General features: G+C 73.1%; 16 protein-coding genes. 11 read left to right on the forward strand and 5 right to left on the reverse strand.

All coding sequences use genetic code 11. The annotated features are described in order from the left end of the window. Window positions 1–4: 4 nt before the first annotated feature. Both MQP27_RS40515 and MQP27_RS40520 read left to right on the forward strand, forming a co-directional pair. Entirely contained in the window at window positions 5–931 is a 927-nt protein-coding gene (locus MQP27_RS40515) for a hypothetical protein (protein ID WP_242774987.1), read from the forward strand. A gap of 40 nt (window positions 932–971) precedes the next feature. After that, on the forward strand, window positions 972–3,128 hold the full coding sequence (locus tag MQP27_RS40520; RefSeq protein ID WP_242774989.1) for a primosomal protein N': 2,157 nt from the start codon (window positions 972–974) through the stop codon (window positions 3,126–3,128). A gap of 79 nt (window positions 3,129–3,207) precedes the next feature. Here MQP27_RS40520 and MQP27_RS40525 read toward each other — a convergent pair whose 3' ends face one another. After that, window positions 3,208–3,750 carry a hypothetical protein gene (locus tag MQP27_RS40525; RefSeq protein WP_242774991.1) on the reverse strand — a complete coding sequence of 181 codons (543 nt, stop codon included), beginning with the start codon at window positions 3,748–3,750 and terminating at the stop codon, window positions 3,208–3,210. A 251-nt stretch (window positions 3,751–4,001) separates the two neighbouring features. Here MQP27_RS40525 and fmt point away from each other — a divergent pair, with 251 nt between their 5' ends. Further along, window positions 4,002–4,934, forward strand: a complete 933-nt coding sequence (gene fmt / locus MQP27_RS40530; RefSeq protein ID WP_242774993.1) for a methionyl-tRNA formyltransferase — start codon at window positions 4,002–4,004, stop codon at window positions 4,932–4,934. A 109-nt stretch (window positions 4,935–5,043) separates the two neighbouring features. Then, complete coding sequence (locus MQP27_RS40535; RefSeq protein ID WP_242774995.1) at window positions 5,044–6,462, forward strand: RsmB/NOP family class I SAM-dependent RNA methyltransferase; 1,419 nt, start codon at window positions 5,044–5,046, stop codon at window positions 6,460–6,462. Here the strand turns inward: MQP27_RS40535 and MQP27_RS40540 are convergent. Then, a complete protein-coding gene (locus MQP27_RS40540; RefSeq protein ID WP_242774997.1) occupies window positions 6,443–8,602 on the reverse strand; it encodes an MMPL family transporter in 2,160 nt (719 codons plus the stop codon). The genes MQP27_RS40535 and MQP27_RS40540 overlap by 20 nt on opposite strands. Window positions 8,603–8,736: 134 nt before the next feature. Here MQP27_RS40540 and rpe point away from each other — a divergent pair, with 134 nt between their 5' ends. The 4 genes from rpe to MQP27_RS40560 all read left to right on the forward strand — a co-directional run bounded on the left by rpe (window position 8,737) and on the right by MQP27_RS40560 (window position 11,289). Further along, window positions 8,737–9,423, forward strand: a complete 687-nt coding sequence (gene rpe / locus MQP27_RS40545) for a ribulose-phosphate 3-epimerase (RefSeq protein ID WP_242774999.1) — start codon at window positions 8,737–8,739, stop codon at window positions 9,421–9,423. Window positions 9,424–9,513: 90 nt separating this feature from the next. Continuing rightward, window positions 9,514–10,557 (forward strand): sugar-binding transcriptional regulator, encoded by a 1,044-nt coding sequence (locus MQP27_RS40550; RefSeq protein ID WP_242775001.1) that lies wholly within the window; start codon window positions 9,514–9,516, stop codon window positions 10,555–10,557. 43 nt (window positions 10,558–10,600) lie between these two features. Next, complete coding sequence (locus tag MQP27_RS40555; protein ID WP_242775541.1) at window positions 10,601–10,978, forward strand: guanyl-specific ribonuclease; 378 nt, start codon at window positions 10,601–10,603, stop codon at window positions 10,976–10,978. Further along, window positions 10,975–11,289: a barstar family protein gene (locus tag MQP27_RS40560; RefSeq protein WP_242775004.1), complete on the forward strand. Its 315-nt coding sequence runs from the start codon at window positions 10,975–10,977 to the stop codon at window positions 11,287–11,289. Before MQP27_RS40555 ends, MQP27_RS40560 begins: the two co-directional genes overlap by 4 nt. A gap of 1 nt (window position 11,290) precedes the next feature. Here the strand turns inward: MQP27_RS40560 and MQP27_RS40565 are convergent, their stop codons facing one another. Both MQP27_RS40565 and MQP27_RS40570 read right to left on the reverse strand, forming a co-directional pair. Next, window positions 11,291–11,737, reverse strand: coding sequence for a hypothetical protein (locus MQP27_RS40565; RefSeq protein WP_242775007.1), 447 nt, complete (start codon window positions 11,735–11,737; stop codon window positions 11,291–11,293). A 290-nt stretch (window positions 11,738–12,027) separates the two neighbouring features. Further along, window positions 12,028–15,183: an AfsR/SARP family transcriptional regulator gene (locus MQP27_RS40570; protein ID WP_242775009.1), complete on the reverse strand. Its 3,156-nt coding sequence runs from the start codon at window positions 15,181–15,183 to the stop codon at window positions 12,028–12,030. A gap of 248 nt (window positions 15,184–15,431) precedes the next feature. Here MQP27_RS40570 and MQP27_RS40575 point away from each other — a divergent pair, with 248 nt between their 5' ends. After that, window positions 15,432–16,700 carry a hypothetical protein gene (locus MQP27_RS40575; RefSeq protein ID WP_242775011.1) on the forward strand — a complete coding sequence of 423 codons (1,269 nt, stop codon included), beginning with the start codon at window positions 15,432–15,434 and terminating at the stop codon, window positions 16,698–16,700. Beyond that, window positions 16,685–17,065, forward strand: coding sequence for a hypothetical protein (locus MQP27_RS40580; RefSeq protein ID WP_242775013.1), 381 nt, complete (start codon window positions 16,685–16,687; stop codon window positions 17,063–17,065). Before MQP27_RS40575 ends, MQP27_RS40580 begins: the two co-directional genes overlap by 16 nt. Here the strand turns inward: MQP27_RS40580 and MQP27_RS40585 are convergent. After that, a complete protein-coding gene (locus MQP27_RS40585; protein ID WP_242775015.1) occupies window positions 16,990–19,116 on the reverse strand; it encodes an ATP-binding protein in 2,127 nt (708 codons plus the stop codon). The genes MQP27_RS40580 and MQP27_RS40585 overlap by 76 nt on opposite strands. Window positions 19,117–19,351: 235 nt before the next feature. Between MQP27_RS40585 and MQP27_RS40590 the strand changes: the two genes are divergently transcribed. Then, window positions 19,352–20,794 (forward strand): GuaB1 family IMP dehydrogenase-related protein, encoded by a 1,443-nt coding sequence (locus tag MQP27_RS40590; RefSeq protein ID WP_242775542.1) that lies wholly within the window; start codon window positions 19,352–19,354, stop codon window positions 20,792–20,794. The last annotated feature ends 151 nt before the right edge of the window (window positions 20,795–20,945 follow it).

Below are 20,945 nucleotides of genomic sequence, written 5' to 3' on the forward strand. Positions count from 1 at the left end.
CGCCATGCCGGACACGAGTGAGCCGTACGACGGGGTCGTCGTCTTCGACGAGTCCGAGGCCGAGCCGATCGTCGGACGCGTCCCGTCCGCCTACGCGCGGGTGATCGTCTTCGACGACTCGGACGCCGAGGTGATCGTCGCGCGGCCGCCGGCCCCCGACGAGGACACACCGGCGCTCGACGCCTACGAGGACGTCGTGGCCGCACCGCCCGCGGGCCGGGAGCAGCCGTACCGGCGAGCGGTCGAGGACACGGCCGTGACCCGGGCCGAGGCGGCCGTGGCACCCGCTCCGGTCCGGATCCGCACCACCGGGCCGGAGGACCGGCCCGAGTGGTGGCCGGAGGCGACGGGCATCTCCTTCGAACTCCAGGACGCCTGGCTGCTGCCGCCGCCCGACGACATCGAGACCGAACTGCCCCTGGCGCAGACCCAGGTGCTCAGCTGGCTGCGGGCCCACCGCGAGCTGATCGACGCCGCGGCCGCGCGCCGGCGCATCGACCGGCGGGCCATCGCCGCCGCGATCGCGTGGGAGGCGCTGGTCAACGTCCGCAGCGCGTCCTGGCGGGCGGTCGGACCGGGCAAGGTGCACGTCGACGCGGCGGTGGTGCGCGAGACGGAGGCGGCCGGGTACCTGCCCCGGCGCACCTCGGCCGAACGGGAGCGGATCCTCGCCAGACCGGCCGGAGCCGTCGACTACATCGCCGCCGTCATGGCGGCGAAGGCCGACATCGCCGCGGTCTTCGGCTTCGACATCCGTTCCCGGGTCGACATCCTCACCAACGAGTACCAGGGGCGCAGCCTGCGCGAGTGGACCGAACACCTGGTGAACAAGCGCGAGACCACCCTGAAGGGAGAGAACGCCATGGCCGTCTGGTCCCTGCGCCACCTGCACTACCTGGAGTTGGCGGGCGGCGGTCCGACCGCACCCTGAGCACCGTCGGCTGTCAGTGGGGTCTGATACCAATGATGCTGTGAGCAGCGAGAACGAGGATCCGGAGCGCCCGGCCGAGGCCGGGCCTCCGGAGCAGCTTGCGCTGATCCGGGAGAGCGTGCGCAAGGCCGAGGTGCCCCGGGCCAAGCCCCGGACCTGGCGTGGGGCCGCGCTCGCCGAGGAGTTGCCGGTCGCGCGGGTGCTCGTGGACAAGGGGGTGCTGCATCTCGACCGGTACTTCGACTACGCCGTGCCCGCCGAGCTCGATGCCGACGCGCAGCCCGGGGTGCGGGTGCGGGTGCGGTTCGGGGCCGGGCGGCACCGGGTGCGGGACGGGCGGCGTGAGGGCGGCGGGCTGATCGACGGGTTTCTCGTCGAGCGGCTGGCCGAGTCCGACTACTCCGGGCCCCTCGCGGCGCTGGCCCAGGTCGTGTCGCCCGAGCGGGTGCTGAGCGAGGAGCTGCTGGGGCTCGCGCGGGCCGTTGCCGACCGGTACGCGGGGAGCCTCGCCGATGTGCTGCAGCTCGCCGTGCCGCCGCGCAGCGCACGGGCCGAGCAGCGGGCCTCGGCCGAGCCGCTGCCGCCGCCAGCGGCGCCGGAGGCGGGCTCCTGGGCGCGGTACGAGCGGGGCGGCGCCTTTCTGGAGGCCCTCGCGTCGGGCGGCGCTCCTCGGGCCGTGTGGAACGCCCTGCCCGGGCCCGAGTGGAGTGACGAGCTCGCGCGGGCCGTGGCGGCGACGCTGGCCTCCGGGCGGGGCGCGCTGGTCGTCGTACCCGACGGGCGGGCCGTTGCCCGGGTGGATGCCGCGCTGACCTCCTTGTTGGGGGAGGGGCGGCACGCGGTGCTCACCGCCGATGCCGGGCCCGAGAAGCGGTACCGGGAGTGGCTCGCGGTGCGGCGGGGGGCCGTGCGGGCCGTGGTCGGCACCCGGGCCGCCATGTTCGCGCCCGTCCAGGATCTCGGGCTCGTCGCCATCTGGGACGACGGGGACGACAGCCACAGCGAGCAGCACGCGCCCCAGCCGCATGCGCGCGAGGTACTGCTGCTGCGGGCCGCCCAGGACAAGTGCGCCTTCCTGCTGGGGAGTTGGAGCTGCACCGTGGAGGCGGCCCAGCTCGTCGAGAGCGGCTGGGCGCGGCCGCTCGTCGCCGGGCGGGAGCAGGTGCGGGCCGCGGCTCCGCTGGTGCGGACCGTGGGGGACACGGACCTCGCCCGGGACGAGGCCGCCCGGGCCGCGCGGCTGCCGACCCTGGCCTGGCAGGTGGTGCGGGAGGGCCTGCGGCACGGGCCCGTCCTCGTCCAGGTGCCGCGCCGGGGGTACGTGCCCCGGATGGCCTGCGCCAACTGCCGTGCGCCCGCGCGCTGTCGGCACTGCGCCGGGCCGCTGGAGGCGCAGGAGTCGGGGGCCGCGGGGCTGCGCTGCGGATGGTGTGCGCGGGAGGAGAACGCCTGGCACTGCCCGGAGTGCGGCGGCTTCCGGCTGCGGGCCCAGGTCGTGGGGGCGCGGCGGACCGCCGAGGAACTGGGGCGGGCGTTCCCCGCCGTGCCGGTGCGGACCTCGGGCCGCGAGCAGGTGCTGGACACCGTGCCGGGCGCGCCCGCGCTGGTCGTGAGTACACCGGGGGCCGAGCCCGTCGCCGAGGGCGGTTACGCGGCCGCGCTCTTGCTGGACGGCTGGGCGATGCTCGGGCGGCCCGATCTGCGCGCCGGCGAGGACGCGCTGCGGCGGTGGATCGCGGCCGCCGCGCTGGTACGGCCGCAAGGTGCCGGCGGCACGGTGGTCGCCCTCGCCGAACCGACGTTGCGGCCCGTGCAGGCGCTGGTGCGGTGGGATCCCGTCGGCCATGCGGTGCGGGAGCTGGGCGAGCGGGCCGAGCTGGGATTCCCGCCGGTGTCCCGGATGGCGGCCGTGTCGGGGCCGGCGGAGGCGGTGACCGAGTTCCTGCGTACGGCCGAACTGCCGCGGGAGGCCGAGGTGTTGGGGCCTGTGCCGCTGCCCGTCACCGGCGCGGGGCAGCCCCGGCGCGTGGGGGCGCCGCCGCCCGGGGAGCACTGGCAGCGGGCGCTGGTACGGGTACCGCCGGGGAGCGGAGCCGCACTGGCCGCCGCGTTGAAGGCCGCGCAGGCGGCGCGGATGGCGAAGGGGACCGCGGAGGCGGGGGTTCGGGTGCGGATCGACCCGCCGGACATCGGGTGAGTCCCGGAGGGGGACACCCACGGGGGACACGAGTCTGCCCTCCCGGATGCGTGCCGGGAGGGCAGGAGGTGAGGGCGGGTCAGCCGTTGCGGGGGCCGGGGAAGGCTGTCGGTCGGACCTCGTCGCGCAGGACGGGGCTGCCCGCCGTCGGCTGGGTCGGCATCGAGCGGGCCGCGGGGACCGTCGGCACCGCGGGGAGACCGGTGTTCACGCCGACCGTCCGGCTGCCCGACGGCTCGGTGGTCCGCTCGGCCTCCGCGGCCGCCTGCGCGGCGGCGCGACGGGCGCCGTAACGGCGGTGCACCGCCTGCTTGGTGACGCCGAGCGCGGAACCCACCGCGTCCCACGAGAAGCCGAGGGAACGGTCGAAGTCCACCGCGGCCGTCACCAGGGTCTCGACACTGTCCCGCAGCTCCTGGGCGAGACGGACCGTCGGGGCGGGGGCGCGTCCGTAGACGACGAAGCCCGTGGACGGGCCGGAGCGGCGCGGGCGGTAGACGTTGCCCAGCTGGGCGGTGAGCGTGCGCAGTGCGTCCACCTGCCGGCGGACCCGCTCGATGTCGCGCACCAGCAAGTGCAGGCTGGCCCGAGCCTGGGCGTCGTGGGTTGCGTGGTCGGCCATGAACAAGCCTCTCGAACCGGCGTATGAAGAAAAGGACCGGGCCGCGGTGATGCGGCCCGTTGTGGTCAACTCCTTCTTGACCAACGCGGGAGCGGTCCGCGGGTCACGCAGTGGGGGCGTGTCGGCATATGCGTGCGCCCCGGGGGGGTGGGTGCGCGCCTCGGCCGTCGGCCGTCGCCCGGCTTCCCCGCCGGGGTCATAGACTGGGGCGCTGCCCGTCATCAACCTCCCCGAGAGGCCCGTACGCACCCATGAAGCTCGTCTTCGCCGGGACCCCCGAGGTCGCCGTTCCCGCTCTGGACGCTCTCATCGCCTCCGGGCGGCACGAGGTGGCCGCCGTCGTCACCCGGCCCGACGCACCGGCGGGGCGTGGGCGCAGGCTGGTCGCGTCGCCCGTGGCGCAGCGGGCGGAGGAGGCCGGGATCGAGGTGCTCAAGCCGGTCAGGCCGCGGGATCCGGAGTTCCTGGAGCGGCTGCGGGAGATCGCGCCGGACTGCTGTCCCGTCGTGGCGTACGGGGCGCTGCTGCCCCGGGTCGCGCTGGACGTCCCCGCCCACGGGTGGGTCAATCTGCACTTCTCCCTGCTGCCGGCCTGGCGCGGGGCCGCGCCCGTGCAGCACTCCATCATGGCGGGGGACGAGATCACGGGCGCCTCGACCTTCCTCATCGAGGAGGGGCTCGACTCCGGTCCCGTCTACGGGACGGTCACCGAGGAGATCCGGCCCACCGACACCAGCGGCGACCTGCTCACCCGGCTCGCCTTCGCCGGGGCCGGACTGCTCGCCGCGACCATGGACGGGATCGCGGACGGCTCGCTGAAGGCCGTACCGCAGCCCGCCGACGGCATCACGCTCGCCCCGAAGATCACCGTCGAGGACGCCCGGGTCGACTGGGCCGCCCCGGCCTTGCGGGTCGACCGGGTGGTGCGCGGCTGCACCCCGGCGCCCGGTGCCTGGACCACCTTCCGCGGGGAGCGGCTCAAGCTCATCCAGGTCACCCCGGTGCCCGACCGGACCGATCTCGCGCCCGGGCAGATCGCCGTCGGGAAGAACACCGTCCATGCCGGCACCGGCTCGTACGCCGTCGAGCTGCTCTGGGTGCAGGCCCAGGGCAAGAAGCCGATGAAGGCCGCCGACTGGGCGCGCGGGGTGCGGATCGGCGACGCGGAGACGCTCGGCGGGTAGCGGGGGAGGGGGCAGGCGGGACGGTCGGACGTAGGCTTGGTCCCGTATCCCCCGCGTGACGCACGTGTGTGCCGCGCGTGACTCACCGATGTACCGGAGCACCTTTTACGTGAGCGACACCCCCCGCCGGACCGACAAGCCCGGCAAGCCCTACCGGCGGCCCAAGAAGGACCCCGTCCGCATCCTCGCCTTCGAGGCGCTGAGGGCCGTGGACGAGCGGGACGCGTACGCCAACCTCGTACTGCCGCCGCTGCTCCGCAAGGCGCGCGAGAAGGGCGACTTCGACGGGCGGGACGCGGCCCTCGCCACCGAGCTGGTGTACGGGACGCTGCGGCGGCAGGGGACGTACGACGCGGTCATCGCGGCGTGTGTGGACCGGCCGTTGAGGGAAGTCGACCCGCCGGTGCTGGATGTGCTCAGCCTCGGCGTGCATCAGCTGCTCGGGACCCGGATTCCGACGCACGCCGCCGTGTCCTCCTCCGTCGAGCTGGCGCGAGTCGTGCTGGGCGACGGGCGGGCCAAGTTCGTCAACGCCGTGCTGCGGAAGGTCGCGCAGGACGACCTCGACGGGTGGATCGCCAAGGTCGCGCCGCCCTACGAGGACGACCCCGAGGACCATCTCGCCGTCGTGCACTCGCATCCCCGCTGGGTCGTCTCGGCGCTGTGGGACTCGCTCGGCGGCGGTCGGGCCGGCATCGAGGAACTCCTCGCCGCCGACAACGAACGGCCCGAGGTGACGCTCGTGGCGCGTCCCGGCCGGGCCACCACCGAGGAGTTGCTCGGCACCGAGGCCGCCGTGCCGGGGCGCTGGTCGCCGTATGCCGTGCGGCTGACCGAGGGCGGGGAGCCCGGGGCCATCGACGCCGTGCGGGACGGGCGGGCCGGCGTCCAGGACGAGGGCAGCCAGCTCGTCGCGCTCGCGCTGGCCGGCGCGCCGCTCGACGGGCCGGACGAGAAGTGGCTCGACGGGTGCGCCGGACCCGGTGGCAAGGCGGCGCTGCTGGCCGCGCTCGCCGCGGAGCGCGGGGCCGTGCTGCTCGCCGCCGAGAAGCAGCCGCACCGGGCCGGGCTGGTCGCGAAGGCCCTCGCCGGGAACCCCGGGCCCTACCAGGTCATCGCCGCCGACGGGACCAAGCCGCCGTGGCGGCCCGGCTCCTTCGACCGGGTGCTGATGGACGTGCCGTGCACCGGGCTCGGCGCACTTCGCCGGCGGCCCGAGGCGCGCTGGCGGCGCCGCCCCGAGGACCTGGACGGGTTCGCGCCGCTCCAGCGCGGCCTGCTGCTGAGCGCGCTGGACGCCGTACGGGTCGGCGGTGTCGTCGGCTACGCCACCTGCTCGCCGCACCTCGCCGAGACCAGGGCCGTCGTCGAGGACGTGCTCAAGCAGCGCCCCGACGCCGAGATCCTCGACGCCCGGCCGCTGCTGCCCGGCGTACCCGACCTCGGCGAGGGGCCCGACGTACAGCTGTGGCCGCACCGGCACGGGACCGACGCCATGTACCTGGCCCTCATTCGGAGGACTGGCTGACCTTCGGGCCGACCGACTCGGGCGTGTGGGTCGCCCCGTCCTCGCGCGCCAGGCGGTGCGGCCACCACACCTTCTTCCCCACGTCGAGGAAGAGGGCGGTGACCAGCACGGACCGTACGACGAAGGTGTCGAGCAGGACGCCGAGGGCGACGGCGAAGCCGATCTCCGCGAAGCCCACCATGGGGAGTGTCCCCAGGGCGGCGAACGTGCCCGCGAGGACCAGCCCCGCCGAGGTGATCACCGCGCCGGTCGCGGCCAGGCCCGTGACCACGCCGGACCGGGTGCCCTGGCGTATGGCCTCCTCGCGGATGCGGGTGGTCAGGAAGATGTTGTAGTCGATGCCCAGCGCGACCAGGAAGACGAAGACGAACAGAGGGAAGGCCACGTCCTCGCCCGCGTAGTCGAAGACGTGCCGGAACGCGAGGGCGCTCAGGCCCAGCGCCGTGGCCAGGGACAGCATCACGGTCCCGATCAGCAGCAGCGGGGCGACCAGAGCGCGCAGCAGGATGCCGAGCACGAGCAGGACGACGGCCAGGACGAGGGGGATGACCAGGTAGTTGTCGTGGGTCTGGGCGTTCTCCATGTCCAGCAGCGCGGCCGTTCCGCCGCCCACCCGGGCGTGCGCGCCCGGCACGGCGTGCACCGCGTCGCGCACCCGCTCCACGGTCGCCTTCGCCGCGTCGCTGTCGGAGGGGGCGCGCATGGTCGCCTCCAGGAGAACCCGTCCGTCGTGCTCGGGCGCGGTGCCGAGCGGTACGCCGATGCTCCGCGGCACGACACCGCGGTCGGCGGCGACGGCCCGGCCCACCTGCTCGGCCTGCGCCTTGTCGGCGACGACGACGAGCGGATCTCCGGTGCCCGCGGGGAAGTAGCGTGCGGAGACCTGCTGCCCGGTGATCGAGTCGGGCGTGTTGGTGAAGGCGTCCGCGTTGGCGATGCCCGCCGCGCGGAGCTGGAGCAGGCCCAGGGAGAGGGCGACCAGCACCGCGGCCGTGATGCCCCAGACCACCCGGGGGCGGACGGCGATGCCACGGCCCATGCGGGCCCAGACACCACGCTCGGTCGGATCGGCCGAGCCGAAGTGCGGGATCGCCGGCCAGAAGATCCAGCGGCCGAAGATCAGCAGCAGGGCCGGGAAGAGGGTGAGCATGGCCAGCAGCGCGATCGTGACGCCGATGGCCGCGACCGGGCCCAGGCCCCGTGTCGAGTTCATCTCGGCCACCAGCAGGACAAGCATGCTCAGCACGACGGTCGCGCCGGAGGCGAGGACGGCGGGGCCCGCGCGGTTCATGGCGAGCTCCATCGCCTCGTGCCGGTCGGTGTGGCGGCGCAGCTCTTCCCGGTAGCGGGCCACCAGCAGCAGGGCGTAGTCGGTCCCCGCGCCGAAGACGAGCACCGTGAGGATGCCGGCGCTCTGGCCGTTCACGGTCAGACCGGCGTGCCTGGCCAGCAGATAGATCAGTGCCTGAGCCGTGAACAGGGCGGCCACCACCCCGAGCAGCGGCACGAACAGCAGGGTCGGACTGCGGTACGTGAACAGCAGGATCACGACCACGATGCCCATCGCCGAGAACAGCAGGGTCGAGTCGATCCCCTCGAAGGCCTTGGAGAAGTCCGCGGATGTGCCTCCGGGCCCGGTGATGTGCACGGCGAGCCCGCCACCGCCCTTGCCGACCTGGTCACGAATGGAGTCGACCGCGGGCGCGATGCGCTGCCAGCCCTGGGCGTCCATGGTGATCGGCACGTAGATCTGCGCGGCGCGCGGAGCCGTCTGCCGGTCGAAGACCGGGCCGCGGGTCTCCGCGCCGCGGATGCCGTGGTCGTGCAGGGCCTTGAGCTGCTGGGCGTCCTCGGCGATCTGCCGCCTGTCCTGGACGGTCAGTCCGCCCTCGCGCGCGTAGACGACGACCGCGGGGATCTGCTCGGGCCTGAAGCCCTCCGAGGCGTTCAGCACCTGGGTGGACTCGGCGGAACCGGGCAGCCAGGACTGGGCGTCGTTGTCCTGGGCGGAGTTGAGCTTCGACCCGAAGGGAAGCGCGACTCCCAGGATCACCACCCACAGGAGCACGATCAGCCACTTCGAGCGGCGTCCGCACACGAATCCGATGACGTTCCGCTTCCAGACGTCCAGCTGCCTCATGGCGACCCCCGTGGGCGTACGTGGTGCCGATCGGCGGCCCAGCATGGCACGTGGGCCTGCGGAGCAACATCCGATGAACGGCTTAGGTCTGGACCGGCGCGAACAAACGTGCCCGGACATGGCAGGCTTGGGTCATGGCCGTGCAGATCAACCCCAGCATCCTGTCCGCCGACTTCGCCCGCCTTGCGGACGAGGCGAAGGCGGTCGAAGGAGCCGACTGGCTCCACGTCGACGTCATGGACAACCATTTCGTCCCGAACCTCACGCTCGGAGTGCCGGTCGTAGAGTCCCTGGCCCGTGCGACGGACACCCCGCTGGACTGCCATCTGATGATCGAGGCCCCCGATCGGTGGGCGCCCCAGTACGTCGAGGCGGGGGCCGGATCCGTCACCTTCCACGTCGAGGCGGCCACCGCCCCGGTACGGCTCGCCCGGGAGATCCGGGCCAAGGGCGCCCGCGCCTCCATGGCCCTGCGGCCCGCGACGCCCATCGAGCCCTACGAGGACCTGCTCCCCGAACTCGACATGCTCCTGATCATGACGGTGGAGCCGGGCTTCGGCGGGCAGGCGTTCCTCGACATCATGCTCCCCAAGATTCGCCGCACCCGCGAGTTGATCAGCAAGCACGGACTCGATCTCTGGCTCCAGGTGGACGGCGGGGTCTCGGCCGAGACGATCGAGCGCTGTGCGGACGCCGGAGCGGACGTCTTCGTCGCCGGTTCGGCGGTCTACGGAGCCTCCGACCCGGCCGAAGCGGTACGTGCACTACGCACCCAGGCTGAATCGACGACCGCCAAGGCGTCGTGGGCATGCGACCACTGAGCCACAGGTCGGTGAACAGCTTTCTGAACGCCGCCCATCAGGGCGGATCAAGTACGCCGGATCTGCAAGGATGAACGGCGAATCCAGAGTGTGAACAGCAGTGAGGAGATCGCCGTGTCGGGTATGTCGGCGGGCCGGTCAGCAGTGCGGATGGGACCCGCTGAGCTGGTGCAGGCGGCGGCCATGGCCCGCCGCTTCTACCTCGAGGGCAAGTCCAAGATCCAGATCGCGGAGGAGTTCGGCGTCAGCCGCTTCAAGGTGGCCCGGGTGCTGGAAACGGCCCTCGAACGGGATCTCGTACGCATCGAGATCCGCGTCCCGGCCGAGCTGGACGCCGAGCGCTCGGACGCGCTGCGCGCCCGGTACGGCCTCAGGCACGCCGTCGTGGTCGAGTCCCCGGCGGAGGCAGAGGACTCGCCCGACCCCGAGAACCTCGGAGAGGTGGCCGCCGACCTGCTCGGCGAGCTCGTGAACGAGGGCGATGTGCTCGGCCTTGCCTGGGGCCGCTCCACCATCCACATGGCCGCGGCCCTGGACAAGCTGCCGCCGTGCACGGTGGTGCAGCTGACGGGTGTGTACGACGCCGGGACCGCCGAGCGCGGCTCGGTCGAGGCCGTGCGCCGCGCCGCCCAGGTGTCCGGCGGCGACGCGCATCCCATCTACGCGCCGATGCTGCTGCCGGACGCGGCCACCGCGGCGGCACTGCGCAACCAGACCGGGATCGCCCGGGCCTTCGAGTACTTCGACAAGGTCACCGTCGCCTGTGTCTCCATCGGCTCCTGGGAGCCCGGCATCTCCACGGTGCACGACATGCTCAGCGACGAGGAGCGGGCGCACTACGCCTCCCTCGGCGTGGCCGCCGAGATGTCCGCGCACCTCTTCAACGGGGAGGGCCGCCGGGTCGGACGGGACCTCGGCGAGCGGTGCATCACCGTCAAGGCCGACCAGCTGCGCCGTATCCCCGAAGTCGTCGCGATCGCGGGCGGGGCGCGCAAGGCGGCCGCGATCGACGCCGTGCTGCGTTCCGGTCTGGTCACCAGCCTGGTGACGGACACGTCGGCCGCGGACGTGCTGATGACGTCGGGTCCGACGCCGAAGCCGGCGCTCAACAGGAACGACCCGGACGGGCCCTGACGGCAGGTCGGACGCGGGCGGCCGTGGCAGCATCGGCGGCATGGTGCTGCTGCGGTTCGTCCCCCGGGTGCTGCTGTGCGTGCTGGCCGTGGTGGTGCTGGGGTGCTCCTCCGCCACCGGCTCGGCACCCGCGCGGACCGACGGCATGGCGACCGTCCGGGTCTCCCAACTCCCTTCCGAGGCACGGCAGACGCTCGCCCTCATCGACAAGGGCGGCCCCTACCCGTACGCCAGGGACGGCGCCGTCTTCGGGAACTTCGAGGGACTGCTGCCCGGGCACCGGCGGGGCTACTACCACGAATACACGGTCAGGACGCCGGGCTCGCCCGATCGCGGGGCCCGGCGCATTGTCACCGGGCAGGGCGGGGAGATCTACTACACCGACGATCACTACGACTCGTTCAGGGCGGTACTGAGATGACGCAGCTCGTGGTCACGTTGGACCTCGACGGGGTCATGGACAAGGCGGGGCTGATGGACAGGTGCGCGAGGGCCCTGCAACTGCCCGACTGGTTCGGGCGCAACTGGGACGCGCTGGCCGACAGCCTCTCCGACCACACCGTCTGGCCCGAGGGCGCCGTGGAGAGGGGTCTGTGCGTCGTCGTCCGGAACTGGCAGCCGTACGCGAAGGCGCGGCCGGACGAGTGGGATGTCGCGGTCGACGTCTTCGGCGAGGCGGTGGACCGGGCGGTGGGGCTGTCCGTGGTGCTGGCTCTTGGCGGTGGCCGCTAGCTCACTGGTCGGGGGCCGGGGTCCCGGAGCTGTGGATGGTGAGGTTCGAGAAGGACCGGCCCTGGAACACGGGGCCGTACTGGCGGCCGCCCGTAATGCTGTTGATCACCCCGCCGGTCTCACCGCTTGGCGCCTTGGGCGCGAACTCCTCCACGAGGAGCCGGAGTTCTTCGGCGGCTTCGGGGTGCTGCTCCAGCAGTCGGCGCAGCCGGAGCCGTAGCGTCGCGGTGACGTCGGATGTGAGGTCCTCCTCGTCCGGGGTGCCGGCCGCTGCGGTCAGGGTTGCGCGGGACGCGTTCAGCTCGCTGTCGATGGCGGTTGCGTCGGCTCCTTCGCGGGCGAAGAGGCGCAGCAGGCGCAGCTTCGCCTGCTCCCAGGTGTCGGTGACCATGAGCCCGACCATCGTCGTGGCACCGGTCCCCACGAGCATTCCTAACTCCGGGTCCATGAGACTCCTCGGTTGATTTGCGGATGGGAACGATACGGGAGGCGTAGTCGGTTCATGGTCTACCACAAACTTTCGAGTACCGGAGGGGCATTCGCGCGAACCGCGAGCGTCCGCTAGCGTCTGCCTCGCCGGTGTGATCATCTGGGCCGGCGCCGATCCAAACATGATGGAAGGTGTACGTTGAAGGTTCCCTCGAGACGCATCGTCGCCCGCCCGGTCGAGCCGGAGAGCTCGATCTGGATGTGGTGGCTGCGTTCCTAGGCCGTCGCCGACGGCTCCTGGGAGGGGGCTCAGGAGCCGGTCGACTTGTGACCGGTCAGTAGCTTTAGCAACCGTTCTGCTTCGGTGTCGGCGCCCAGGCCGCGGTACAGCGCGATCGCCTGTTCGCCGTACATGTGGGCCTCCTGGGCGCTCCCGGTGGTGCGGGTCAGGCCGTCGAGGGCCTGGGCGGTGCCCAGAGGAACGTCGATGTCGCGTGCCACGGCCAGCGCTTCCTCGTAGCTCTTGAAGGCGATGTCGGTCCGGCCCGACTCCCGCTGGACGTCGGCGGTCGCCAGCAGGGCGCGGAGTCGTTCGAAGGGGTTGTCGATGCTCGTGGCGACCCGTTGGGCCATGGCGAGGTGCAGCAGGGCCTCGCCCCGGCGGCCGGAGCGGGCGTGGGCCAGGCCGAGTCTGACGAGGACGGCGGCCTCGCCGAGGACGTCGCCGCTGCTGCGATGGGCGTCGAGGGCGCGTCGGTAGTAGCTCAGGGCGAGATCGGTGCGGCCCGTCGCCTGGTGGACACCGCCCAGGTTGGTCGCCAGAATCGCCAGCTCCTTCGGGCCGCCGTGACCCCGCATCAGCTGAAGGGAACCCTCATAACAGGCGCGGGCCTCGTCGTGGCGCCCTTGGAGGCTCGCCAACTCGCCGCGATTGTTGAGGGCTTGGGCCAGGCCGTAGGGGTCGGGCAGTTCCTCGTAGATGGTCTGCATGAGCTGGACCCGGTGCAGGGCCTCCTCGTACTGGCCGGCGAAGTACATCAGCGCACCCTGCACATTCAGACATTCGGCCTCACCGGAGCGGTCGCGGGTCTCGCGGTACAGCGTCAGGGCCCGGTCCAGGGCCTGCATCGCCCGGTCGCTGTGCCCTGCCGCCAGGTGGGCCCGGCCGCACTGGAGGAGGGCATCGGCCCGGCCGAGGGTGTCATGCATGTCCTCGCAGAGGGAGAGGGCCTCGGTGGCCCGGCGCAGGGCCTCGGCGTGGTTGCGCTGGGCCAACAGGTCCGCGTGGGCCGTCAGGGTGTGCGCGAGCGCGGCGCGGTCGCCCGAGGCGCGCAGGGCCGGGAGGGCGGCGTCGAAGAGATCCGCGGTCAGGTCCCAGGTGCCCCACAGCTTGAGGGACCTGGCGAGGACGGCCGGGAACAGCGCGGCGTACTCCGGGTACCGCGCGGCTGCCGTGCGGGCGACCGCGAGGAGGTTGGAGCGTTCCACGGTGAGCCAGACCGAGGCCTCGTCCGCGTCGGCGAAGTGCGGGGCGTGCCGGTCCTGTTCCAGGGCCGCGGGCAGCGTGACGGTCCGGCGGTGCGGGTGGGCGGTGCGGTCGGCCCGGTGGGCGGTGGTGAGGTGGTGGGCCAGCAGGCGCGGGAGTGCCGCCCGGTCGGCGGGCGTGGCGGACCGCAGTCCGAAGGCGCGGGTGAGGTCGTGGAGCCGGTGACGGCCGCGGACCGGGTCTTCGAGGAGGCTCGCGTCCAGCAGTTCCTCCACGCAGCCCGCCAGCAGGCCCGGTGTCTCCTCGAACTCCGGACCGGCGAGGGCGGCTGCCGCCGCGAGGGTGATGTCGGGACCGGGGTGCAGGGCGAGTCGCCGTAGCAACGTCCTTGCCGCGGTGCCGAGTTCGGCGTAGGAGACCTGGAAGGCCGCACGGACTTGGTCGTCGAACTCCGCGAGCGGATCGGCCGCGTGGGCCAGTCGGTCGAGGAGATCCTGGAGCACCCATGACTCCCGGTGGCGAAAGCGGCTCGCCAGCAGTTGCAGGGCGAGCGGATGGCATGCCGACGCGTCCACCACCCGCTCCAGCGCCTCGGGTTCGGCGGAGGTGCGCGACGACCCGACGATCCGGGTGAACAAGGCCTTCGCCTCCGCCCTCGACAGCGCGTCCACGCGCAGGAACGTGGCACCGTCCAGCCCGGCCAACCGGCTTCGCGTGGTCACGATGGCCCGGCAGGCGGGCGTCCCCGGCAGCAGTGGGGCGACCTGGGCCGCGTCCCTGGCGTTGTCCAGCAGTACCACGGCGCGGTGTCGCGCGGTCCACTCCCGCCACCGCGCCGCACGCTCGTCCGGCGTGGCCGGCAGCTCGCCCGACCAGCCCGCCGAGTGCAGCAGGAGGGCCAGTGCCTCGGCGGGATCCAACGGCTGCTCACTGCTGTAGCCGCGCAGATCGACGTAGAACTGGCCGTCCGGGTAGGCGGCGCGGAGCCGGTGCGCGGCGCGGACCGCCAGGGCCGTCTTGCCGATGCCGGGCATACCGTGCAGAACGGTGACGGGGAGGGGGTAGGCCTCGCCCGGCGGGCCCGCCGGATCGTTCTCCCGGGCGAGCAGGATGCGCAGTTCGCCGACGCGCCCCGTGAAGTCCGCCGTGTCCCGCGGCAGGCAGTTGCGTGGTTCGGATCCGGCCGGCGCCACCGCCTCGGCCGAGCCCCGGGTGCGCATCAGCGTCCGGTCCTGCTCCAGCATCCGCAGATGCAGCTCCTGCAGTTCCGCCCCCGGCTCGATGCCCTGGGTCTCGTGCAGCCGGCCCCGCAGGTCCCGGTACACGGCGAGCGCCTCGTCGTGCCGGCCGCAGCGGTACAGCGCCAGCATCAGCGAAGCGAGCACCTTCTGCGCGAAGGGGTTCTGCGAGGCCAGTTCCCGGAGTTCGCCGACGAGGTCGTCGTGGCGGCCCAGCTCCATCTCCAGACCGATGCGTTCCTCGCGCACCCGGCGATGGTCCTCGACCAGCCGCGAACGCGCCGACGCCGCCCAGTCGTTGTCGCCGAACTCGCGCAGCGGTTCGCCTCGCCACATGCTCTCGGCGGTCCGCAACAGGCCGATGGCGAGCTCGTGTTCACCCCGTCCGGCGGCGGCTGCCGCGTCCGTGCGCAGCCTCTGGAAGCGCAGCAGGTCGATGTCCTCCGCGTCGGCGGCCCGCAGTTGGTACAGCCGTGGCGAGACCCGGCCCACCCAGGCCTGCTCGTCGCCCACGGCCCCGCGTAATCGGCCCCGCAGCCGGGAGAGGTAGCTCTGCAGCGTCTCCACGGCGGTCGGCGGCGGCTCGCCGTTCCAGACCCGGTCCGTCAGCGTGTCGACGGAGACCGGTTCGCAGCGGGCGTGGATCAGGATCAGGAGCACCCGGCGCTCCTGCAGGGACCCGAGTCCGTACTGCCGCCCGTCGTGCCACAGCTCCAGCGGTCCCAGCGCGAGAAGTTCCACCCCTACCCCCGTGGGTGTCTGCGGTTCCTGCCACCTCGGCATTGCCGTACGTATGTGCGGAACTCAGTCCACTGTTCTGCGGGATTCCGGGGAGAGGGCAGGGGCGCACGGGAGCGCGAGGGGCGCACGGCGGGAGAGCACAGGGTTCCTGCAAGCCCGCCATCCAGTTCCCGGGGCACGGCACCGATGACCGGCCGCTCGCAACCGCGGCCGAGAAGGCATCGAACGAGAACCGGGGGACGACAACGATGAGTGTGACAGTGCCCGAGTCGCAGTGGCGTCATGTGCCGGTACGGCCGGACGTCGAGCGCTGGGCCACTCGCAGGACCCGCAGGCGGGTGCTGGTCGTGGTGCACACCATGATCGCGGGACAGCGACTGCTCGACACGATCCGCCTGCTGGAGGGCGACGTCAGGGTGCAGGTCTTCTTCACCCAGGCACCCGACGTGTTCGGAAACGGCGTGGCCGAGTTCCTGGACGGGCTGGGCGGCCTGGTCCTGCCCTGGAGCCAGGCCGTCCAGACGGTCTTCGACCTCGCCCTGGCCGCCGGCCACGGCGGCCTGCACGAACTGCCCACCCCGGTGATCGTGCTCCCGCACGGGGCCGGGCACAACAAGCTCGCCCCGGCCGGGCGGCCGGGCCGGACCGTGGCGCAGCGCGGGGTGTACGGACTGAGCCGGCAGCGGCTGGTGCGGGACGGGGCGTTGGTGCCCGAGGTGATCGTGCTGGCCCATCACGAGGAGCTGACCAGGCTGGGCCGCGAATGCCCCGAGGCGCTGCCGGTGGCCGAGGTGGTGGGCGACCCGTGTTTCGACCGGATCGTCACGAGCCTGCCCTCCCGGGCGCTGTACCGGGACGCGCTGAGCGCGCGGGCCGGACAGCGGCTGGTCCTGGTCTGCTCCACCTGGGGGCCCGACTCCCTGCTCGGACAGGGCTGGGAGATCCTGGAACGGCTGGTCGACGAGCTGCCCCGGGACGAGTTCCGGATCGCCGCGCTCCTGCATCCCCATGTGTGGAACGCACACGGCGCCTGGCAGGTACGGGCCTGGCTCGCCGGACTGGGCCGCTCCGGGCTGACCCTGGTGAGCCCGTACGGCGACTGGACCGGGGCTCTCGTCGCCGCCGACTACATCGTGGGCGACCACGGCTCGGTCACCCTCTACGGGGCGATGACCGGAGCGCCCGTCCTCATGGCGGGCCGGTCCGACGCCGATGTCGACCCGGGATCGCCGCTCGCCGAGCTGATGTCCTTCGCGCCGCGCCTGCGCCCGGACCGTCCGCTGCGCGCGCAGCTCAAGCGGAGCTCCGCGACCTGCCGCCCGCAACGGTACGAGAAGGTGGCCTCCCGCATCTCCTCGGAACCCGGCAGGTTCTCCCGCAAGATGCGCGCCCTGCTCTACCGGAAGCTGCGCCTGCGGGCCCCCGTCTCCCGTACGACGACGGAACCGGCGCCTCTCCCGGCCACCGTGCCCTACGGCGAGCCCGGCGGCGTGGGGGTGCCATGGCGACGCACGTGACCGTGGACGAGCACGTCAGGGTCAGGCTTCCGGCGCCCGCGTGGCTGGCCCAACTCGCCGACGTGCTGATCGAGCACGGCACGGGAGCGGACCGGGCCCGGGAGACGGCGGCGACCCACCCGGGCGCCCTGGTCGTGGCGGTGCACCACCGGGACCGGTGCTGGCTGAGCTGTGGCGCCGGCGGGACCGTGATCGAACTGCGTGGACCCGCCTGCGACGACACCTGGGCCGCCCTCGCCTCGCTGGCCCATGCCTGGCTGGTGGCGGGGCTGCCGGCGGAGGAGTTCGCTCACCCCTCCAGCTCCCGGAGCCGACGGCGCGCCGACTCCGCCTCCTCGGACCCGGAACGGCCCGCGGTCGTGTAGTGCTCCAGTGCCTCCCGGCAGTGGTCCCGAGCGGCACGGCGGTCCCCGCGCCGCTCGGCGACCTCCGCCAGCACACCGAGGGCGCGGGCCACCTCGTACCCGGCCGCCATGCGGCGCAGGATCCTCAGGGCGTACGACAACTGCCGTGTCGCCTCGTCGAGTTCGCCCACGGCGAGGGAGGCATGGCCCAGTAGTGTGGCCGCGCGGGCCGCGTTGTACGGATCGCCCTCCCCGTCGAGCACGGTGCGAGCGGCACCGGCGTGTCGGAGCGCCGCCCCGGCGTCCCCGGTGGCGAGAGCCACGTTCGCCAGGTTCAGCCGGGCCAGCGCACCGGCCCGTCGGTCGCCCTGCTCCGGCAGTTCCGCGGCGGCACGCCGGAACAGGTCCGCGGCTGTGTCGCGTTGCCCGAGCCGCTGCAGGGCGAGCCCGCGGTAGTTGAGGGTGCGGGCCTGCCCGAGCCGGTCGTCGGAATCGGCGAAGAGCCGTGCCGCGCGCTCGAACATCTCCAGCGCGCGCTCGTGGTCCCCGGCGCCGAGCCGCCCCACTCCGCCGGAGGTGAGCATCCGGCACTCGGCCACCGTGTCGCCCGACTCCCGCGCGGCCAGCAGCCCTTCGTCGTGCGCGGCCCGCCAGTCGTCGTAGAACTTCCGCCGCAGGAACAACGGCCACAGGGCGTCGGCCAGTTGCCAGGCGATGGACGGGAAGCCCGCCGGCCGGGCCCGGTGGAGCACCGCCATCAGGGTCGGCAACTCCCGCTCCAGCCAGTCCAGGGCGGTCTCGGCGTCCTCGCCGACCTCCGCGACGACGACCGGCCCGGCGCCGAAGTCCCGTGCCAGGGTGCGGTGCTGAGGGTCGATCAGCTCCTCGGCTCGGGTGGCGCTCGCCAGGTAGTGGTCGGCGATACGGCGCAGCGCCCGGGCGCGTTCCGGCGGTGGCTCGTCCTCCTCCGCCCGCGCGGCGGCGTGCAGCCGCACCAGATCGTGGAAGCGGTGGCGCCCGTCCCCGGCGTCCAGGAGCAGACTCGCGTCGTGCAGCGCCTCCAGGAGCGGCTCCCCGTCGCCGCACAGGGCGTCCGCCAGCGCGCTCCCGAACTCCGGGGCGGGGTGCAGCCCCAGCAGCCGGTACAGCCGGGCGGCCTCGGGCGGCAGCGCCCGGTACGACAGGTCCAGTGCCGCCCGTACATCGTGGTCGCCGTCGATCGCCAATGCCTCCAGCCGGTCGCGTTCCTCGGCGAGGGCGCGCACCATCGTGGTGATCCGGCGCTCCGGCCGCGCCGCCAGCCGGGCGCCGGCGACCCGCACGGCCAGCGGCAGTCCGGCGCACAGCTCGACCAGGGTGCGGGCGGCGTCGGGCTGCGCGGACACCCGGTCGTCGGACAGGGTGTCCGCGAGCAGTTCGACCGCCGCCTCGACACCGAGCGGCTGCACCTGTACGGAGACACAGCCGTCGACGGCCAGCCCCGGTAATCGCCTGCGACTGGTGACCGCAGTGACGTTTCCGCCCGCGGGCAGCAGCGGCCGTACCTGGGCCGCGGTCGCGGCGTCGTCGAGCAGTACCACCAGGCGCCGGCCCTCGGTCGACGACCGGTACAGTGCGGTCCGCTCGGCGAGCGTCGCGGGAATCTCCGGCGCGGGGACGCCCAGGGCCCGCAGGAAGCGGCCGAGGACCTCGGCCGGGGACGCCGGGCCGTCGGCGGACTGGGCGCCCAGATCGGCGTAGAGCTGCCCGTCCGGGAAGTGCGGGCGCAGGGTGCGCAGCCAGCGCAGCGCGAGGGCGGTCTTCCCGACCCCGCCCAGCCCGCTCACCACGGCCAGCGCCGGCCGCTCCTCGCGCCGGGCGCGGGCCCGGTGCCGCTCCAGTACGGCCAGCTCCTCGGAGCGGTCGACCATGCGCACGGAGGGCGGGAACTGCCACGGAATCCGCCCGGCGGCAGGGGCCGCCGGCGTCTCGGAGACGATGCGGATACCGCCGTGGAGCACGCCCGCCTGGATGCTCGCGCCGTGCACCGTGCCGCTGAGCTCGTTGTTCGACCCGAACTCGTGACTCCGCACGCGTGCCCCCGAGGTCTTTCGCCGGTTGCTCCTTACACGGATCATTTCCACACATGCGATCGATATCCATGGGCGCGGGGCCGCTTTCGGCGGATCCTCCAAGGCAGGGGTCCCGGCCTCTGGACGAATCGCCCGGGCATGGCATTCCGGTGGTCATGGGACAATGAAGTACGTGCTCTTTCCCCCTGGCTGACCTGTCCGGGGGCCACCTCTGATCGACTGGGATGTGCAGCACGTGCGTTTCCTCAACGACATCCAGCCCCCGTACGACCTGACGTACGACGACGTCTTCATGGTGCCGAGCCGCAGCGCGGTCGGGTCGCGGCAGGGTGTGGACCTCAGCTCCCCGGACGGCACGGGCACCACGATCCCGCTGGTCGTCGCCAACATGACCGCCATCGCCGGGCGCCGGATGGCCGAGACGATGGCCCGGCGCGGTGGTCTCGTCGTCATCCCGCAGGACATCCCGATCGAGGTTGTCACCGAGGTCGTCTCCTGGGTGAAGAGCCGCCACCTCGTGCTGGACACCCCGATCCGGCTGGCGCCCCACCAGACCGTCGCCGACGCGCTGTCCCTGCTGCCCAAGCGCGCGCACAACGCCGGTGTGGTCGTCGACGAGGACGGGCGGCCGCTGGGTGTCGTCACCGACCAGGACCTGACCGGCGTGGACCGCTTCACGCAGCTCGAACTCGTCATGTCCCGCGACCTGTTGCTGCTCGACGCGGACATCGACCCGCGCGAGGCCTTCAACCGGCTCGACGCGGCCAACCGGCGTTACGCCCCCGCGGTCGACGCGGAGGGCCGCCTCGCCGGCATCCTCACCCGCAAGGGCGCGCTGCGCGCCACGCTGTACACGCCGGCCGTCGACGCGAACGGCAGGCTGCGCATCGCCGCGGCCGTCGGGATCAACGGCGACGTCGCGGGCAAGGCCAAGCAGCTGCTCGACGCGGGCGTGGACACGCTCGTCATCGACACGGCGCACGGGCACCAGGAGTCGATGATCGGCGCGATCAAGGTCGTGCGGGCGCTCGACCCGCAGGTGCCGATCGTCGCCGGCAACATCGTCGCCGCGGAGGGTGTCCGGGATCTGATCGAGGCGGGCGCGGACATCATCAAGGTCGGTGTCGGGCCGGGCGCGATGTGCACGACCCGGATGATGACCGGTGTCGGGCGGCCGCAGTTCTCCGCCGTGCTGGAGTGCGCGGCCGAGGCGAGGAAGTACGGCAAGCACGTGTGGGCCGACGGTGGTGTACGGCACCCCCGGGACGTCGCGATGGCGCTGGCCGCCGGGGCGTCGAACGTGATGATCGGGTCGTGGTTCGCGGGGACGTACGAGTCGCCGGGCGATCTGCAGCAGGACGCGAACGGCCGCCTCTACAAGGAGTCGTTCGGCATGGCGTCCGCGCGGGCCGTGCGCAACCGCACCTCGGACGAGTCGGCGTACGACCGCGCCCGCAAGGCCCTGTTCGAGGAGGGCATCTCGACCTCCCGCATGTTCCTCGACCCGGCCCGTCCGGGCGTCGAGGACCTGATCGACTCGATCATCGCGGGCGTCCGCTCCTCCTGCACGTACGCCGGCGCGGGCTCCCTGGAGGAGTTCGCGGAGAAGGCCGTCGTCGGCATCCAGAGCGCGGCGGGCTACGCCGAGGGCAAGCCACTGCACGCCAGCTGGAGTTGAGCCGAGTTCCGCGCGTACGGCTCCCGTCGACATCCGGGGGCCGTACCGCGAGGTCGACAGCGCCCGCGCAACGAAGGCCCGTGGGCCCGCGATGAACGCAAGGATCTTGCGGGTGTACGCAAGGTTGCTGCATTTCGTCTGCGAAGCATCC

Origin of the sequence: Streptomyces cylindrosporus (assembly GCF_022698165.1) — a bacterium.
Classification (GTDB): Bacteria; Actinomycetota; Actinomycetes; order Streptomycetales; family Streptomycetaceae; genus Streptomyces; species Streptomyces cylindrosporus.

Coding starts and splice junctions, on each gene's coding strand:
- MQP27_RS40515 (WP_242774987.1), top strand. CDS start 5: ATGCCGGACACGAGTGAGCCGTACGACGGGGTCGTCGTCTTCGACGAG.
- MQP27_RS40565 (WP_242775007.1), bottom strand. CDS start 11,737: ATGGACCCGGAGTTAGGAATGCTCGTGGGGACCGGTGCCACGACGATG.
- MQP27_RS40580 (WP_242775013.1), top strand. CDS start 16,685: ATGGCGACGCACGTGACCGTGGACGAGCACGTCAGGGTCAGGCTTCCG.
- MQP27_RS40575 (WP_242775011.1), top strand. CDS start 15,432: ATGAGTGTGACAGTGCCCGAGTCGCAGTGGCGTCATGTGCCGGTACGG.
- MQP27_RS40525 (WP_242774991.1), bottom strand. CDS start 3,750: ATGGCCGACCACGCAACCCACGACGCCCAGGCTCGGGCCAGCCTGCAC.
- MQP27_RS40560 (WP_242775004.1), top strand. CDS start 10,975: ATGACGCAGCTCGTGGTCACGTTGGACCTCGACGGGGTCATGGACAAG.
- fmt (WP_242774993.1), top strand. CDS start 4,002: ATGAAGCTCGTCTTCGCCGGGACCCCCGAGGTCGCCGTTCCCGCTCTG.
- rpe (WP_242774999.1), top strand. CDS start 8,737: ATGGCCGTGCAGATCAACCCCAGCATCCTGTCCGCCGACTTCGCCCGC.
- MQP27_RS40540 (WP_242774997.1), bottom strand. CDS start 8,602: ATGAGGCAGCTGGACGTCTGGAAGCGGAACGTCATCGGATTCGTGTGC.